This is a genomic window from Streptomyces sp. ATexAB-D23, assembly GCF_000373645.1.
In the GTDB taxonomy this organism is placed as follows: Bacteria; Actinomycetota; Actinomycetes; order Streptomycetales; family Streptomycetaceae; genus Streptomyces; species Streptomyces castrisilvae.
Genome location: NZ_KB892003.1, coordinates 153,166 through 168,290 on the forward strand (window position 1 = coordinate 153,166; position 15,125 = coordinate 168,290).

General features: G+C 72.3%; 15 protein-coding genes. 6 read left to right on the forward strand and 9 right to left on the reverse strand.

Annotated elements, in window-relative coordinates:
• Nucleotides 1-105: 105 nt before the first annotated feature.
• Nucleotides 106-834, forward strand: a complete 729-nt coding sequence (locus B082_RS0105480) for an esterase/lipase family protein (protein WP_018550800.1) — start codon at nucleotides 106-108, stop codon at nucleotides 832-834.
• A 58-nt stretch (nucleotides 835-892) separates the two neighbouring features.
• On the opposite strand, the gene B082_RS0105485 is transcribed toward B082_RS0105480, so the two are convergent.
• Both B082_RS0105485 and B082_RS0105490 read right to left on the reverse strand, forming a co-directional pair.
• Nucleotides 893-2,107 (reverse strand): MFS transporter, encoded by a 1,215-nt coding sequence (locus B082_RS0105485; RefSeq protein WP_018550801.1) that lies wholly within the window; start codon nucleotides 2,105-2,107, stop codon nucleotides 893-895.
• 536 nt (nucleotides 2,108-2,643) lie between these two features.
• Nucleotides 2,644-3,714, reverse strand: a complete 1,071-nt coding sequence (locus tag B082_RS0105490) for an alpha/beta fold hydrolase (RefSeq protein ID WP_018550802.1) — start codon at nucleotides 3,712-3,714, stop codon at nucleotides 2,644-2,646.
• A 199-nt stretch (nucleotides 3,715-3,913) separates the two neighbouring features.
• Here B082_RS0105490 and B082_RS0105495 point away from each other — a divergent pair, with 199 nt between their 5' ends.
• On the forward strand, nucleotides 3,914-4,492 hold the full coding sequence (locus tag B082_RS0105495; RefSeq protein ID WP_026249449.1) for a TetR/AcrR family transcriptional regulator: 579 nt from the start codon (nucleotides 3,914-3,916) through the stop codon (nucleotides 4,490-4,492).
• Between the two features lie 51 nt (nucleotides 4,493-4,543).
• On the opposite strand, the gene B082_RS0105500 is transcribed toward B082_RS0105495, so the two are convergent.
• Entirely contained in the window at nucleotides 4,544-5,344 is an 801-nt protein-coding gene (locus B082_RS0105500; RefSeq protein ID WP_018550804.1) for a GNAT family N-acetyltransferase, read from the reverse strand.
• Between the two features lie 132 nt (nucleotides 5,345-5,476).
• Here B082_RS0105500 and B082_RS40360 point away from each other — a divergent pair, with 132 nt between their 5' ends.
• Together B082_RS40360 and B082_RS40365 are read left to right on the forward strand one after the other, a co-directional pair.
• On the forward strand, nucleotides 5,477-5,899 hold the full coding sequence (locus B082_RS40360) for an SAM-dependent methyltransferase (protein WP_051094581.1): 423 nt from the start codon (nucleotides 5,477-5,479) through the stop codon (nucleotides 5,897-5,899).
• Entirely contained in the window at nucleotides 5,848-6,219 is a 372-nt protein-coding gene (locus tag B082_RS40365) for a hypothetical protein (RefSeq protein ID WP_051094582.1), read from the forward strand. Before B082_RS40360 ends, B082_RS40365 begins: the two co-directional genes overlap by 52 nt.
• A gap of 30 nt (nucleotides 6,220-6,249) precedes the next feature.
• On the opposite strand, the gene B082_RS0105510 is transcribed toward B082_RS40365, so the two are convergent.
• A complete protein-coding gene (locus B082_RS0105510) occupies nucleotides 6,250-7,155 on the reverse strand; it encodes a helix-turn-helix transcriptional regulator (RefSeq protein ID WP_018550805.1) in 906 nt (301 codons plus the stop codon).
• Between the two features lie 141 nt (nucleotides 7,156-7,296).
• Between B082_RS0105510 and B082_RS35645 the strand changes: the two genes are divergently transcribed.
• A complete protein-coding gene (locus tag B082_RS35645; protein WP_018550806.1) occupies nucleotides 7,297-8,115 on the forward strand; it encodes an NAD(P)H-dependent oxidoreductase in 819 nt (272 codons plus the stop codon).
• A gap of 49 nt (nucleotides 8,116-8,164) precedes the next feature.
• Here the strand turns inward: B082_RS35645 and B082_RS0105520 are convergent, their stop codons facing one another.
• Genes B082_RS0105520 through B082_RS0105535 form a run of 4 tightly spaced genes read right to left on the reverse strand, consistent with a single transcriptional unit; the run spans nucleotide 8,165 to nucleotide 12,412 of the window.
• Nucleotides 8,165-9,073, reverse strand: coding sequence for an SAM-dependent methyltransferase (locus B082_RS0105520; protein ID WP_026249450.1), 909 nt, complete (start codon nucleotides 9,071-9,073; stop codon nucleotides 8,165-8,167).
• 56 nt (nucleotides 9,074-9,129) lie between these two features.
• The gene (locus tag B082_RS0105525) at nucleotides 9,130-10,242 is read right to left on the reverse strand and encodes an NAD(P)-dependent alcohol dehydrogenase (RefSeq protein WP_018550808.1); all 1,113 of its coding nucleotides are present in this window, start codon (nucleotides 10,240-10,242) and stop codon (nucleotides 9,130-9,132) included.
• The gene (locus B082_RS0105530) at nucleotides 10,239-11,651 is read right to left on the reverse strand and encodes an aldehyde dehydrogenase family protein (RefSeq protein WP_018550809.1); all 1,413 of its coding nucleotides are present in this window, start codon (nucleotides 11,649-11,651) and stop codon (nucleotides 10,239-10,241) included. Before B082_RS0105530 ends, B082_RS0105525 begins: the two co-directional genes overlap by 4 nt.
• An 8-nt stretch (nucleotides 11,652-11,659) precedes the next feature.
• Complete coding sequence (locus tag B082_RS0105535; protein ID WP_026249452.1) at nucleotides 11,660-12,412, reverse strand: (5-formylfuran-3-yl)methyl phosphate synthase; 753 nt, start codon at nucleotides 12,410-12,412, stop codon at nucleotides 11,660-11,662.
• Nucleotides 12,413-12,660: 248 nt separating this feature from the next.
• Here B082_RS0105535 and B082_RS0105540 point away from each other — a divergent pair, with 248 nt between their 5' ends.
• On the forward strand, nucleotides 12,661-12,948 hold the full coding sequence (locus B082_RS0105540; protein WP_026249453.1) for a hypothetical protein: 288 nt from the start codon (nucleotides 12,661-12,663) through the stop codon (nucleotides 12,946-12,948).
• Nucleotides 12,949-13,009: 61 nt separating this feature from the next.
• Here the strand turns inward: B082_RS0105540 and B082_RS0105545 are convergent, their stop codons facing one another.
• The gene (locus tag B082_RS0105545; RefSeq protein ID WP_018550812.1) at nucleotides 13,010-14,914 is read right to left on the reverse strand and encodes an RICIN domain-containing protein; all 1,905 of its coding nucleotides are present in this window, start codon (nucleotides 14,912-14,914) and stop codon (nucleotides 13,010-13,012) included.
• Nucleotides 14,915-15,125: the final 211 nt, after the last annotated feature.

A 15,125-nucleotide genomic window follows, 5' to 3' on the forward strand; every position in this document is an offset into this window, starting at 1 on the left:
GTCCGTCGCGAAGGCCGGTGAATTCACCGATGGCGAGGGCCCCTGCGGCCCCGAACCTTGTCCGGGCAGGCATCCACATCCCCGCGTCCCCCTCAGGAGTGCTCCATGCGTCGTCGTTCACCGCGCCGGCTTCTCGGCATCCTCGCGGCCCTCACGGTCGCGTTCACCCTGTTCTCCCCGGCGTCCGCGGCCGGTGCCGCCGAGCCGGCCGCCCCGGCCACCACGGCCGCCGTTCAGCCCCTGTCGACCAGCACCCCGGTCGTCTTCGTCCACGGATACACCGGGAGCGCCTCCAACTGGGTCACCGCGATGAGCGTCTTCCGGCTCAACGGCTGGTCCAGCTCCAACCTCTTCGCCTACGAGTACAACTCCTACGGCAACAACATCACCAACGCCCAGGGCCTGGCCACCTTCGTCAACGACGTGAAGTCCAGGACCGGTGCGAGCAAGGTCGCGATCGTCAACCACTCCATGGGCGGCCTCGTCAGCCAGTACTACCTGAAGGTGCTGGGCGGCAACACCAGCGTCAGCCACCTGGCCTCGATCGCCGGCGCGAACCACGGCACCACCTACGCCGGCGCGTGCCTGATCTACACGACCTGCCAGCAGATGTACCCCGGCTCCTCGTTCATCTCCCAGATCACCTCCGGTGACGAGACACCGGGCGACACCAAGTACGCCACCTGGTACTCGGCGTGCGACGGCATCATCCTCCCCTACACCAGCACCCGGCTGGACGGCGCGACGAACAACAACGTGATCTGCCAGACCCACATCGGGTATCTGGCGGACACGGTCGTGCTGGGCCAGGTCGCGCGCTTCATCGCCTCCTGACCCCGCACGATCCGGACCGGCCCGGTCCCCGGCATCCCGATGCCGGGGACCGGACGCGTCACGTACGGCTGCGAGAACCGCCCACGCCCCGCGCCGCGCCCGCGTGCGCCGCGGCCAGTACCGCCATCGCCGCGGTGGCCGCGGCAGCGACCGTGAAGCCGCCCTGTGCCCCGTACGTGTCCACCGTGTGCCCCGCCACCGCCGCGGCCCCGGCCGCTCCCGCGGCACTCGCCGAGTTCAGCCAGGTGAACGCCTGGGTCAGAGCGGCCGGACTCACCGACGCCGTGGTGAGCACCGAGGAGAGAACCAGGATCGGCGGGACCGCCAGCCCGGTGGCCGCAAGCGCGAGACCCAGGCCCGCGAAGGAGTCGGCGGCGAGCACCGGCAGACAGCACACCGCCAGCCCCGCCGCCGCGAAGGCCAGTTGTATCCGCGGCGCGGCACGCCACCGGCGCAGCCCGTAGAGCCAGCCCGCCAGCAGGCCGGCGCAGTTCGACACCGCGTAGAGCGGCGCTGCCGCCTGCGCCGCCCCGTGCTCCACCGCGAAGGCCGTCACCGAGACCTGCGTCGCGCCGAAGTACACCCCGAGGCCGAGGTTCACCCCGAACTGTGCGGCGAAGGCCGGCCGCAGCAACGAACGGCCCGCGTGCCTGCGCTCGGTGTCGCCCGCCGCCCCGGGCGCTGTGCGGCGCTGGGCGGCGAAGGCAAGTCCGCCACCCACCACCAGCGCCGTGGCGAGGCCCATGCCGTACGCCGGATCGAGCCCCGCCCCGACCCCGGCGACGAGGGCCGGTCCGGCCAGGTAGCAGACCCCGTTGGCCAGCGATTCCAGGGCGAAAGCGGTGGGCAGCGCCTCGGCCCGCCGGCCGCTGAGCAGAGCCGTCCAGCGGGCCGCCGACAGCGCCCCCAGTTGCGGGATCGTCGCCCCCACCAGCGCTCCGGCCACCGCCAGCAGCCCGTGCGGACCGCCGGTCCCGGCCAGGGCCAGCAGCGACGCCACCGCGGCCGCGTGCGCCAGGAGCGCGGGTGGCAGCACCCGGGTCTGGCCGAACCGGTCGATCAGCCGGGCGAGTTGGGGCCCGACGCATGCCTCGGTGACGGCGAAGCAACCGGTGACCAGTCCGGCCACGGTGTAGGAGCCGGTGCGGTCGTGCACCAGCCAGACGATGCCGAGGCTCGTCATGGCGATGCCCGTGCGGCCCGCGGTGGCGGTGAGGAAGAAGGCCGCGGCACCCCGGGTGCGCAGCAGCGTGCGATAGGTCGCCGATGACACGGCGCGTCCCTTTCGCTGCCCGGCGGGGCGGACCACCCGGGGTCGTCGGCGTCCTGACATGCCGACCCGTGGTCATCGCCTGGAACCGTCCAGTGTCGGCGTGGAGCGGGGACGCGCACCCCACGCCGGCTCCGTCACCGAGCAGTGGTCGGTCGAAATGGTTTCGGTAGGAGATACGGATGTGAAAGCGGTCCGAGCCTAGGCTCCTCGGACGGATCGCGTCCAGGTCTCCGCGCCGTCGCGCGCGGCAGCCCGGCAGCGGGGGAGAGACGGCCCGCCCGCCCCGGGGGCCTCGCGACGGGGCGGGCACACAGGCACCCCCGGGTGCCGGCGCTCAACCCCGGCCGCGGCGGCGACGTATCGCGGTGAAGCCCAGCGCGCCCGCTCCCGTCGCGACGAGGCCCGCCGCCACCACCGCGGTCGCCGAACTCCCGCTGCTCCCGGTGCTGGCCGGCGAGCGGTCGTGCCCGCCGCCTCACACGGTTGGACGGGCCGTCCGGGCTTCGATTCGTGGCCTCCTTCGCGACAGTTCCGTGTCAGAAGCGGTCCACGTCCGTCACGGCTCGGGCGAAGGCGTCGGGTGCCTCCTGCGGGACGTTGTGGCCGATGCCCGCCAGCGTGCGGTGGTCGTACGGGCCGGTGAACTGGTGACGGTAGGAAGTCCCGTCATCCGTCGGGGCGAACGGGTCCTGGTCGGCGTCGAGCGTGATGGTGGGGACGGCGATCGTCGGCATCGTGAACAGCACCCGTTCGTAACGGTCGTAACGGCGCTCACCGTCGGCGAGGCCGAGCCGCCAGCGGTAGTTGTGGATCACGATGTCCGCGTAGTCGGGGTTCTCGAAGGCCGCGGCCGTGCGCGCGAATGTGGCGTCGTCGAAGTCCCAGGTCGGGGACACGGTGTCCCAGACCAGCCGGCACAGCTCGGGCCGGGTCTTCTCGTCCTTCATGGCGCTGCGCCCCCGCTCCGTGGCGAAGTAGTACTGATACCACCAGGTGTGCTCCGCCTTTGGGGCCAGAGGGGTCTTCTGGGCCTCCACATCGGTGATGAGGTATCCGCTCACCGATACGAGCGCCTTGACGCGCTCGGGCCACAGGACCGCCATGATGTCGGCGGTGCGCGACCCCCAGTCGAAGCCGGCCAGCACGGCCTTCTCGATCTTGAGCGCGTCCATCAGCGCGATGATGTCGAGGGCGACCGCCGACTGCTGGGCGTTGCGGAAGGTACGGGAGGAAAGGAAGCGCGTCGAGCCGTGGCCGCGCAGGTAGGGGACGATCACTCGGTACCCCTGGGAGGCGAGGAGGGGCGCCACATCGACGTAGCTGTGGATGTCGTAGGGCCAGCCGTGCAGACAGATGACCACGGGGCCGTGGGCCGGTCCTGCCTCGGCGTAGCCCACGTTCAGCAGACCTGCCCTGACGTGCTTCAGCTCGCCGAAGGACGTGTGGCCGCCGGCAGTCGTCGGGCGCACCGCCGGCGCCGGAGCCCCGCTTCCCGTCCGTGAGACGGCCGAGGCGGCCGGTGCTGTCCGGAGCCCGGCAGCCATGGAAGCGGCTGCCGCGCCGGTGCCGAGACCGACGGCCGTGCCGAAACTGCGCCTGTTGATCATGCGAAACCTCCGTCGTGCGCGGGCCGAAAGAGACCGTGGACCTATGCGGACCCAAGGGTCCACTTGGTGTTCACAGCGTAAACGGGTCCGGACCGTGGGTGGTTCCCCGCCGCGCGACGCATTTCCGCCGGCTTTCCACCGGGCCCGAACAGACGGGGCCCGACGGCTGCCGCGAAGCGGGAACGGGCACAATGGGCGGGTGAGTTCCGCAGAGACGAGTCCCCGCCCCGGTGCGTCGGGTACGCCCTTGCGCAGGGCCGACGCCCGCCGCAACCACGAGCGGGTCTTCGCGGCGGCGCTCGACGTCTTCCAGGAATCCGGCCTCCAGGGCACCGTTCCGCAGATCGCCGAGCGCGCCGACGTGGGCAAGGCGACCGTCTACCGCAGCTACCCCACCAAGGACGACCTCGTCGCGGCCGCCGTGAACCACCGGCTGACGGAGCTGGAGCGGGTGACGGCCGCCGCGCTGAGCGAGGCGGACCCGTACCGGGCCTTCGCCGACTACGTGCTCCGCCTCTTCGAGGCGCTCGCCGGGGACCGGCTGCTGTCGGAGGTCCTCGCCGACGCCGGCGTCCGGAACGGCTCCGGACTGCTGATCCAGCTGTCGGAGCTGATGGAGGCGGCCAAGGCCACCGGGAAGGTCCGGGCTGACGCCTCGGTGCTCGATCTGCGCATCGTGCTCTGCGGCCTCGCCGTCCAGCTGATCAGGATCGCCGACCGGGACCCCGCACTCTGGCGCCGGTACGGCGAACTGACCCTCCAGGCACTGCGCCCCTGACCGCACCCGGGAGCCGGTCCGGCCGACCGCACACGCGGCCCGGGACCGGCGTCACTCCTTCAGGCCGTAGAAGCGCATGGCCGAATTGGGGGTGAAGCCGATCCGCGGATACACCGGCGCCCCCGCGGCGGTCGCGTGCAGCGTGGCACGGGTCAGGCCGGTCGCCCTGGCACCCTCGTACAGCGCCTTGCGCGTCACCGCCTCCCCGTACCCCCGGCGCTCCCACCGCGGATCGGTGGCGACGAGCACCACGAAGAGACGGCCCTGTGCCTCCACGGTCGCCGCACACGTCACGGGTACGCCCTGCCGCAGTCCCAGGTAGGCGTGCACCCCGCTCTTCCACAGCGAGGACCCCGCGATCCCGTCGCGGCCCGCCTCCAGGGGGAACCCGTAGGCGCGCGAGTTGAGGTCGGCGTAGGCGAGCAGCTGCTCGTCACTGCTCACCCGCACGAACTCCAGCTCGGGATGGGCCGGTTCGGGCAGTGGGAACAGGTTTCCGGCCATACCCGTGCCGGGAAAGGCGTACGCCAGCCCCGCCCGCTCGGCCGCATCGTCAAGGGCCGCTCGCCCCTCCTCATGGAGGACGTCCTCGAAGACCCACAGGAAGCCGGGCCGCCTCTTCGCCCGCATGATGTCCGCCGCCTGCCCCATCCGCCGGCCGACGAGGAGCGCGTCCGCGCCGACATCGGTCAGCGTGACGCAGTTCCAGAACGCGAAGCCGCAGTCGGCCCAGCGGACAGCGATCCCGGGCAGGTCCCGCACGTCCGCGCCCGCGTCCCGGTCGAGCACCATCGTCCGCCAGGCCACGGAGAGCTGCTCCATCGATTCGACCGACTCCGCGAGATCCGCCACCACAACTCCCGAAAGGTATTGAGCGCACAAAGAGCGGGCCGGATGCGGCCCGAGGCCCGCTGTCGCTGGGATCATAGGGTCCGTCCGGGAGTTCACGGGGTGGTTCTGTGAACATGTGCACCTTTCGAGGGGATGCCGAGTGGCGCATGCGGAAGGACGGGACGGGGACAAGGCCGCCGGCAGGGGCGCCGACTGGGCCGTTTCTTCGCCCTGCGCACCCGGGTCTTCGACGACTTCCTGCTGGACCGGGCGGCGGCGGGAACCCGGCAGGCCGTCATCCTGGGCGCCGGTCTCGACTCCCGCGCCTACCGGCTGGCCCGGCCGCCCGGCTGCACGGTCTTCGAGATCGACCGGGCGGAGGTCCTCGCCTTCAAACGGACCGTCCTGGACGCGCTGGGCGCCGTACCGCCGGTCCAACGGCACGCGCTCGCGGCGGATATGCGCCACGCCTGGATCGAGCGGCTGATCGCGGCCGGGTTCGACCCCGGGGCCCCACCAGCTGGGTGGCCGAAGGGCTGCTTCCGTACCTGCCACCCACCGCGGAGCGCGCCCTGATCGACACCGTCGTCGCGCACAGCGCGGCGGGCAGCGCCCTGGCCTACGAGGTGAAGCACCCGGAGAAGCCGGCCGCGGACACCGTCGACCACCCCCTGCACACGGTGGTGCGCGAACGGATCGGCGTCGACCTGTCCGCCCTCTTCAACCGGGAGCCCCGGCCCGATTCGGCGGCCGGCCTCACCGCCCGGGGATGGACCACGACCGTCCGCACACCGTTCGACTTCACCCGGGAGTACGGCCGCGGCCCTCTCCCGCAGAACAACGACACGCCGGCCGCCAACCGGTGGATCTTCGCGTCCGCGCCGGCAGGACACTGACGCACGGTGAGGAGCGGAGTGTGCCGCCCGTCAGGACCGCCGTGCCGGTGGCCCGACCCCGCGCCGCGTACCGGGCTGCTCGCGGGTCCCCGCGTCGACCGGGGGCTCCGTGTGCGCCTCGGCGCTCTTCGTGTCCGCCCAGAGCCCGGCCAGCAGACGCAGCCCGTCCTCGGCGGGGCTGCCGGCGGCCGCGGACAGCACCAGCATCTCGCGGCCCGAGCCGTCCGGAAGCGCGAAGTTCTCCTGGTGCAGCTCCAGCAGCCCGACCAGTGGGTGCCGGTACACCTTGCGTCCATGCGTGCGGGCGCGGACGTCCGCACGCGCCCACAGGCGGCGGAAGCGCTCGCTGCCCATCGCCAACTCGCCGATCAGCGAGGCCAGGCGCGTGTCGTCGGGGTACTTGCCGGCGGCCAGCCGTAAATGCCCGACCGCGTCCAGCGTGCACTGCTCCCACTCCGCGTACAGACCGCGGTCGGTCTCCTCCATGAAGAGGTGCCGGGCGGTGTTCAGCCCCGGCACCGGCCGCCCGTACAGCAGCCCGGCGAGACGGTTGCCTGCGAGTACGTCCATGCGGTGGTCCATGATCATCGCGGGCGCGCCGGTCACCAGATCCAGGACGCGCAGCAGCTCCGGCCGGACCCGCCCGCCGGGCGTCCTCGCACGCGGACGGCGTTGTCTGGCCAGCCGGTAGAGATGCTCGCGCTCGATCTCGTCGAGGCCGAGGACACGGGCGAGCGCGTCCAGGACCTGCTCGGAGGGCTTGTTCGCCCGGCCCTGCTCCAGGCGTACGTAGTAGTCGACGCTGACCCCCGACAGGTGCGCGACCTCCTCGCGGCGCAGGCCGTCCACCCGCCGCCGGCTGTCGACGGCGATGCCGGCGGAGGCCGGGTCGACCCTGGAACGCCGGGTCCGCAGGAATCCCGCCAGATCGTCCATGCCTCCCAGTATGGCCTCGGCCGGGCCCCGCGAAGGTGGCCCTGCCGATACCAGGAAGTCCCGCCCTACGGAAGAAGCGTCCCTGAACGCCGTACGCCGTGGGCCCCAGGATCGAGAGCAACCGATCCCGAGGAGTTCCCCGTGAAGACGCTGATCGTCCACGCCCACCCCGAGCCGAAGTCGCTGAACGGCTCGCTGAAGGACCTCGCGGTGTCCACCCTGGAGGCAGCCGGGCACGAGGTGCGGGTGAGCGACCTGTACGCGATGAACTGGAAGGCGGTCGTCGACGCCACGGACTACGGCCCCGACGCCTCGGACCCGCTGAGGGTGGCCCGCGACTCCGGCCGCGCCTTCGACGCCGGGACGCTCACCGCGGACGTACGCGACGAGCAGGAGAAGCTGCTGTGGGCCGACACCGTCATCTTCCAGTTCCCGCTGTGGTGGTACACGATGCCCGCGATCCTGAAGGGCTGGGTGGACCGGGTGTTCACCTACCACTTCGCGTACGGCGTCGGCGAGCACAGCGACACCAAGTACGGCGAGCGCTACGGCGAGGGCACCCTAGCGGGCAGGCGGGCCCTGCTGTCGGTGACCATCGGCGGCCTGGAACCGCACTATGGCGCCCGCGGCATCAACGGACCCGTCGAGGACCTGCTCTTCCCGATCCAGCACGGCATCCTCCACTACCCGGGACTCGACGTACTGCCTCCGTTCGTGCTGTACGGCACCGACCGGATGACCGCCGACGACTACCCGGCGGCGGCCGAGGCCTGGGAGCAGCGCCTGCGCACTCTGGAGGCGACCGAACCGATCCCGTTCCGCCGGCAGAACTTCGGCGACTACGAGATCCCCTCCCTGCGCCTGAAGGAGGGCGTGGAGCCGGCCGGCCGGACCGGCTTCGGCCTGCACGTGCGCCCAGGCGCGACGACGACGGCACCGGGCACCCCCGGCGCCCGATGACCGTGCCCTGATCCGAAGGCGCGGAGGGTGGTCGTGCGCCGCAGGTGCGTCACTGCCGGAGCTTGTGCGCGAACACCCACCGGTTCCCTTCCAGCGCGTCGTCCGGCTCGGGGAGCGGGCCGCGTCCGTGTGCGCGGGTGAAGTCGAACGGGGTGTGCACCGACGCGGACCAGCCCCTGGCCGTGAGGTCGCCCGCCGAGTCGGGCCGCGGTCCCTTGTCGAAGAGGCGGAGCAGGTCGATGCCGATCTCCTCCCGCGTCGCCGTGTAGATCGCACTGTCCCGGTAGGCCAGCAGATCCGCCTCCAGTTTCGCTTCGAAGGCCAGCGCGCTGCCGCTCACGGTCAACCGGTCCACGGTGTCGACGAGAGCTGTCTCGACGGCGCTCGGCAGGTAGAAGAGCAGCCCCTCGGCCAGCCAGACGCTCGGCGCGGCCGGATCGAAGCCCGCCGAGGTCAGCGCGGTGACCCAGTCGTCACGCAGATCCACCGCAACGGGCACGCGCTTCACCTTCGGGGCGGCCGGCAGGCCCGTGAGCACCCGGTGCTTGAAGTCCAGCACACCCGCCCGGTCGACCTCGAAGACCGCGCAGTCCGACGCCCAGCCCAGCCGGAAGGCCCGCGTGTCCAGCCCCGCTCCCAGCAGCACCACCTGGCGGGTTCCCGCACCGACGGCCCCGAGGAGGAAGTCGTCCAGGACCCTGGTGCGCAGGCCGAAGTAGCGGGCGAACCGCCCCCACAACGCGTTGCGGTCCCCGTCCGGCACCTGCTCGATCCGCACCGGCCAGTCCGCGCACGCCGGCGCCGCGCGCACGAAGTGTTCCGCGTAGACGTCCTGAGCCAGGCTGTCGTGCCGGTGGGTCTCGATCGCCCGCGCCGCGGCCACCAGGAGCGCGGTGAGACCCACGCCCCCGTCGACTCCTCCCGCATCCGCGTTCCCCGGCGCCGGGCCGCCGGCCATGTCCGCGCCGGGATCGCGGTCGGGCTGCGGTGAGTCCGTGGTGCTGATCGCCTCGTTCATCGGCTTCTTCCCTCCGGGAGCAGGACGGGTTTGACGACGCGGCCCGCGTCGCAGTCGCGTTCGGCCTCGTTGATGTCGGCCAGTGGGTAGGTGCGGATCAGCTGGTCGAAGGGGAAGCGTCCGGCCTGCCACAACCCGGTCAGCACGGGTATCAGCAGCCCGGGTACGGCGTCCCCTTCGCAGATGTGGCGGATGCCGCGGCCCCGGTCCAGCGTTCCCGGTTCGAGCGGCAGCGGGGTGTGCAGCCGCGCCACCAGGCCGAGCGTGCCGGTGGGGCACAGGGCGCGGAGCGCGTCGTTGATGAGCGGGGGCGACGCCGTCGTGTCCAGCGCGTACCGCGCGCCGCCGCCGGTCAGCCGCCGGATCCGCTCGGGCAGCCCCGCCTCGTCGGCGTGCAGCGCGACCGCGCCGAATCGTTCCGCCAGAGCGAGCCGTCGCGGATGCCGGTCCACGGCCACGGCCGACGCGCCGCCGGCTCCGGCGGCCATCACGGCGGCCAGTCCCACCGCCCCCGCGCCGAGGACCACCAGCGTGTCACCGGGGCCGGCACGGAAGGTGTTCAGCACGGCCCCGGCCCCGGTGAGGAAGCCGCAGCCGAGCGGTCCGAGCAGTTCGAGGGGGAGCGCTGGGTCGACCCGGACGGCGTTGCGGGCCGGGACCAGCGCGTACTGGGCGAACGAGGACTGGCCGAACCAGCGCGGGGCCAGGGCCCGGCCGGCCGTGTCGGTGAGCCGGGGCGCGTCCTCCTCGCGGCCCCCGAAGAGGTTGAGCCGGGCGAAGGAGTCGCAGTACGCGGGGGCGGCGCCCAGGCAGTTGCGGCAGTGCCCGCAGGAGTCGAAGCTCAGCACGACGTGGTCGCCGACGCCGACCGAGGCGTCAGGGCCGCCGCCCGTGCGCACCACGACCCCGGCCCCCTCGTGACCGAGGACCGCGGGCAACGGGCTGCGGCCGGCCGACCGCCGGACGGCCAGATCGGTCCGGCACATCCCGCAGCCCGCGATCTCGACCAGGATCTCGCCGGCGGCGGGCTCCGTACCGAGGGCCACCTCCTCGACCGCGAAGGGGCCTTCGTACGAGCGGAGCACGGCCGCCCGGAAACGCGTCGTCATGTTCGCTCCGGGCGGTGGACGACGAACGGCCGGAGGTTGCCGTACAGACCCCACGGTCCGCCCGCGACGCCGACACCGCTGTCCCCGATGCCGGCGAAGGGCTGGGCGAGGGACAGCTCGGCATGGTGGTTGACCCAGGCCGTGCCGCATTCGAGGCGCTCGGCCACCGCCTCGGCACGGTCGGGGTCGGTGCCCCACACGGAGCCGCCCAGCCCGAACCCGGTGCCGTTGGCCGCGTCCACGGCTTCGTCGAGACTCCGGTACGGCAGCACGGGCAGGACAGGGCCGAACTGTTCCCCGGTCACCACCTCGCTGCCGGGGGAGACGTCGGTGAGGATCGTGGGAGCGAAGAAGTGGCCCGGACCGTCCAGCCGGTGGCCGCCGGCCGCCGCGCGGGCACCTTCCGCCACGGCCTGCCGGGTGACCTGTTCGACCCGGGCCAGCTGGGGCGCGTTGCTGACCGGGCCCAGCCGGGTGTCCGGGTCGAGCCCGTTTCCCACGACAACCGCTTTCGCCCGCCCGGCGAGCGCTTCGACCACGTCGGCGTGGAGCCGGGCGGGGACGTACACCCGCTTGACCGCCATGCAGACCTGCCCGCAGTTGCGGAACGCGGCCCAGAACAGCCGGTCCGCGATCCGCTCCACGTCGACGTCGTCCAGCAGGACGGCGGCGTCGTTGCCGCCGAGCTCCAGAGTGACCCGGGCGAGCGACACGGCCGCCCCGGCGGCGACGGCCCGCCCGGTGGGCACCGAGCCGGTGAAGGTGACGTGCCGGATGCCCGGGTGCGACACGAGACGGGCACCGAGCGGTTCACGGCCGGTGACGACGGTCAGTACGTCCTCGGGCAGGGCGGCGGCGAGGACGGAACCCAGCAGCCGGGTGGCGAGAGGAGTGAACGGGGAGGGTTTGAGGACGACGGTGTTGCCCGCCGCGAGCGCGGGAGCGAACTTCGCCGACGCGAGCTGGAGGGGGAAGTTCCACGGCACGATCGCGGCGACCGGACCGAGCGGACGCCAGCGGATCTCGCTGCGCACGGGCCGGCCGTCGCTGATCCGCCGCGTCCTTGGGACCAGGTCCGCGAAGTAGCGCAGCCGCGCAGATGTGCGCGCGATCTCCGCGTACGACTCGGCCAACGGTTTGCCCTGTTCCCGGGTGAGCAGCCGGGCGAGGCCGTCGCCGGCGGCCTCCACGGCCTCGGCCGCCCGGAGCAGCGCACGGGTCCGTGCGGCGGCGTCGGCGCGCCAGCCGTGCCAGGCCCGGTGGGCCCGGTCGACCACGGCGTCCAGCTCGTCCGGGTGCTGGTCGGGGGCCTCGTCGATGGTCTCCCCGGTGGCCGGGTCGAGGACGGGGAAGCGCGCGGACCCGCGTCCGGGCGCGCGGCCCGGACCGGCCGGATGGGAAGTCGGCATGCCGGCGGTCAGCCGACGGGCAGGGTGGCGGAGTGCTCCCGGGCCTGCCGGTCCATCTCCGCCCGGAAGGCGGCCACCAGAGGGGGCTGAATCCTTCCCGCATTGCGGTCGCCGCCCTCGCAGACCGCTCCGCGTACGCCCACGATGTCCGTTCCGATCCGGGTCAGCGGTGCGAGGTCGGCCTGTTTCACACTGCCCGCGAGGGCGGCGAGCAGACCGGACCCGTGGGCCAGCCGTACGAACTCGGCGCAGACGTCCGGCGGAACGTGGTCGAACAGTCGCGTCCCGTCCTTGACGGCGGTGTCGAGCATCGCCGCGTCGGCACCGGACCGGGCGGCGATGTCGGGGAGGGCGAGCGGGTTGACGCAGCCGACGCGGTGGGCGTCGGCATACCCGGAGGCGACGACGAGCGCTTCGGGCCGGTGGTCCTTCACGGCCCTGACGACCGCGCGCATGACCTCGATGCCCTGATCGGGCGTGGTGCACCCGTAGAGGCCGACCTTGATGTACGTGGCTCCGGAGACGACGGCGCCGAGCGCCGCCTGAGCCACCGTGCCGGGCTTGTAGGGGACATCGCCCACGGTCGCGGACACCGGTTTGGCTGCCGGGACCGCGTCACGGATCTCTCTGATGACCCAGGGAAAGTTGGCGCCGAGCGACCCTTCGTCGGGCTTCTTCACGTCGACGATGTCGAGATACTCCGCGGCCTTCGCGCAGTCGAGGGCTTCTTCGACGCTGTCCGGAGAGATGAGAAGCAACACCGTGGGCTCCTTCCGCCGCATCTCCGCCTGACCGAAGGACAGGGGGGTGCGGATCACCTGATTCACGTGCCGGTGTGCTCATCATTTCCACTGCTTTATGGGCGCCGGTAGGGCGTGCGAAGCTCCTGTGGAGCATGTGCGGCACAGTCAATGCGCCGCGCGCCCCGGCGCTAACGGGCCCATCGGCCGAAGACGTGCCCCTCTCCGGGAGAGGCCGCCTCCCGCGACCCGCGTGGGATCATCCGTCCATGAGCAGCGAGGTGGAAGTAAGCGCGTTGGCGGTCAACATCACCATCCCGGAGGCGCTCCGATGGACGGACACCCGGCGCGGTACGACGTTCCGGCTGACCACGCTCAACGTCCGGCTTCTCCCCGACGGTCACCTCGCCGCGAAGGCGTACGGCCGGCCGGTGGAGGGCGGCCGGGGCGCGTACGTCTCGTTCCCGGTGCCCGGCCGGCCCGAACTGGCGGCCCTGGTCGCCGCGGCCGCCGCCCGAGCCGGTGAGATGTGGGCAGGACACCGCGGCCTCGGCTGACGGCCAGGGCCCTTTCGCACCGCGCGAGCGCGATGCGAAAGGGCCGGTGGCGTCGGCGGTGTCAGTGCTCCAGCGAGAACGTCTGGGCCGGCGATCCGTCGCACTGCTGCTGCGACAGCCGGGCCCCATTGGCGGTGGACGCGCCGTCCACGGACAGGCACTTGCCGCTGTTGCGGGCGACGAAGCGGTACGTGCCGGCCGCGCCGGAGGGCTCCGCGCTCCACTGCTGGTTGGTGCCGCCCACGTACGACCACAGGTGCACCCGGGTGCCCGCGGCGGTGGCGCCGGGGCCCCCGTCGACGTCCCAGACCTTGGTGTTGTGCTGGTTGACGACCTGGTAGGTGCCGTCCCCAGCGGGTCGGAACTGCCAGCTCTGGTTGGCCCCGTCGCCGCAGCTCCACTGCTGGAGCGCGGTGCCGTCGGCGGTACCCCAGTCGGCCGCGTCGAGGCAGGCGCCGCTGTTGCCGTTCTTGACCCGGTACCAGGCGGCCGAGTCGATGGAGCCGTCGCCGGGCGGCTCGGTGGTCCCGCCGTCGGTGCCGTTCCACACGAAGGTGGCGACCGCGCCCGCGGGCAGGGTGTGGACGAGGGACCTGCCGTTGTCGGTCAGCGAGAACTGCTGGGCGTCCGAGGCCGTGTTGACGACGTACGCGGCGCGGGTGCCGTCCGGGTTCTGGAAGGCGACGTTCTCCACGCCGCCGTTGCCCTGGCTGGTGGAGCCGATGCGGGTGGCGCCGGGCTGGACGAACTTGCTGACGTGCCCGAGCACGTAGTACTCGGCGTTGCGCGTCACGTTGCCGTTCGCGATCTCCACGACACCGTTGCAACGGTCCGCGCAACCACCCTGGTGGGGGCCGCCGTTCTGGTCGAGGGCGAGGTTCCAGTCGACGACGGTCTCGCCGCCGTTGCGCATGTTCTGCACGACGAGGTTCTCGGCGTGCCACTTGAGGGTGTCGGCGAACGTGGTGGACCGGTTGTCGCTCTCGGTGCCGGAGCACTCGGTGAAGAAGACCCGCTTGCCGGCGTCGACGACCTGCTGCTGCGCGGAGGGGGAACCGCCGTAGCAGTGGAAGGCGGCCCCGATCACCCGGCTGATGCCCGGTGTCCCGTTGAACACGTCGACCGGGTAGTCGGGGTGGTCCCAGTTGTGGTCGAAGGCCAGGAGGTTCGTGGGCAGGCCCGCCGCGGTGAGGGCGGGGTCGAGCACCTTGAAGAAGTCGGCCTGCTGGGAGGCCGTCATGGTCATCGACGGATAACTGGCGGCGAACTCGGGTTCGTTCTGCACGGTGAGGTCCGTCAGCGTGATGCCCTGCTGCCCGTACGCCTGGATCGCCTTGACCAGGTAGTCGGCGTACGCCTGATAGCTATCGGGCTTGAGGCTGCCGCCGTTGAGCGCGTTGTTCGTCTTCATCCAGGCGGGCGGCGTCCAGGGGGTGCCCATGAAGCGGATCGCCGGGTTGACGGAGGTGGCCTGCTTCAGGACCGGGATGATCTCGGCCTTGTCCCGGTCGATGGAGAAGGACCCGGGGCTGTCCTCGTACGTGTAGAGGCTGCTGTCGGCGTTGAAGTCGCTGCTGCCGAGCGGCTGGCGCAGATAGCTGAGCCCGATTCCGTCGCCACCGGACGAGAACAGCGAGGTCATCAGCGCGTCGCGCTTGTCCTGCGGCAGGCTCTGGATGAGATGGGCCGACGCACCGGTCACCGAGGCGCCCGCCCCGGTGAACCGCTGGCCCTTGCTGTTGCCGTCGACCCGGATGTCGACGCTCTGCGGTGAGCCGGTGAAGGCGACGGTGCCCTCGGCGGAAAGCCTCTTCGCGCCGTCGGGCGTGGTGACCCATACCTGGGCCGTGGGATCGGCGGCCTGGGCGACCGTACCGCTGCCGGCCAGGCCGATGGCCGCGACGGCCATCGCCAGGGCGGCGCCGGCGGCGCGTGCGCGGGGACGCGGGGGACTGTTGTGGGACATGTGCGGCTCTCCTTCGGTCATACCTGGGGGGAGGACATGGCGCATCCCTTCGCGCCGTTGCGGGGCGTGTCTCCTTGGGATGACGGCGACATGAAAGCACACTCACTAAGTGGTTAGTAAGTAGTCGGTACGGCTTTGCTGCCCGGCGCCCGGGGCTGCGACGGCTCCCTGGTCAGCGCCCCGGACGCACCGCCCGCCCGGCATGGACGCC

Coding starts and splice junctions, on each gene's coding strand:
- B082_RS0105480 (WP_018550800.1), top strand. CDS start 106: ATGCGTCGTCGTTCACCGCGCCGGCTTCTCGGCATCCTCGCGGCCCTC.
- B082_RS0105490 (WP_018550802.1), bottom strand. CDS start 3,714: ATGATCAACAGGCGCAGTTTCGGCACGGCCGTCGGTCTCGGCACCGGC.
- B082_RS40360 (WP_051094581.1), top strand. CDS start 5,477: ATGCCGAGTGGCGCATGCGGAAGGACGGGACGGGGACAAGGCCGCCGG.
- B082_RS0105510 (WP_018550805.1), bottom strand. CDS start 7,155: ATGGACGATCTGGCGGGATTCCTGCGGACCCGGCGTTCCAGGGTCGAC.
- B082_RS0105520 (WP_026249450.1), bottom strand. CDS start 9,073: ATGGCCGGCGGCCCGGCGCCGGGGAACGCGGATGCGGGAGGAGTCGAC.
- B082_RS0105525 (WP_018550808.1), bottom strand. CDS start 10,242: ATGACGACGCGTTTCCGGGCGGCCGTGCTCCGCTCGTACGAAGGCCCC.
- B082_RS0105530 (WP_018550809.1), bottom strand. CDS start 11,651: ATGCCGACTTCCCATCCGGCCGGTCCGGGCCGCGCGCCCGGACGCGGG.
- B082_RS0105540 (WP_026249453.1), top strand. CDS start 12,661: ATGAGCAGCGAGGTGGAAGTAAGCGCGTTGGCGGTCAACATCACCATC.
- B082_RS0105545 (WP_018550812.1), bottom strand. CDS start 14,914: ATGTCCCACAACAGTCCCCCGCGTCCCCGCGCACGCGCCGCCGGCGCC.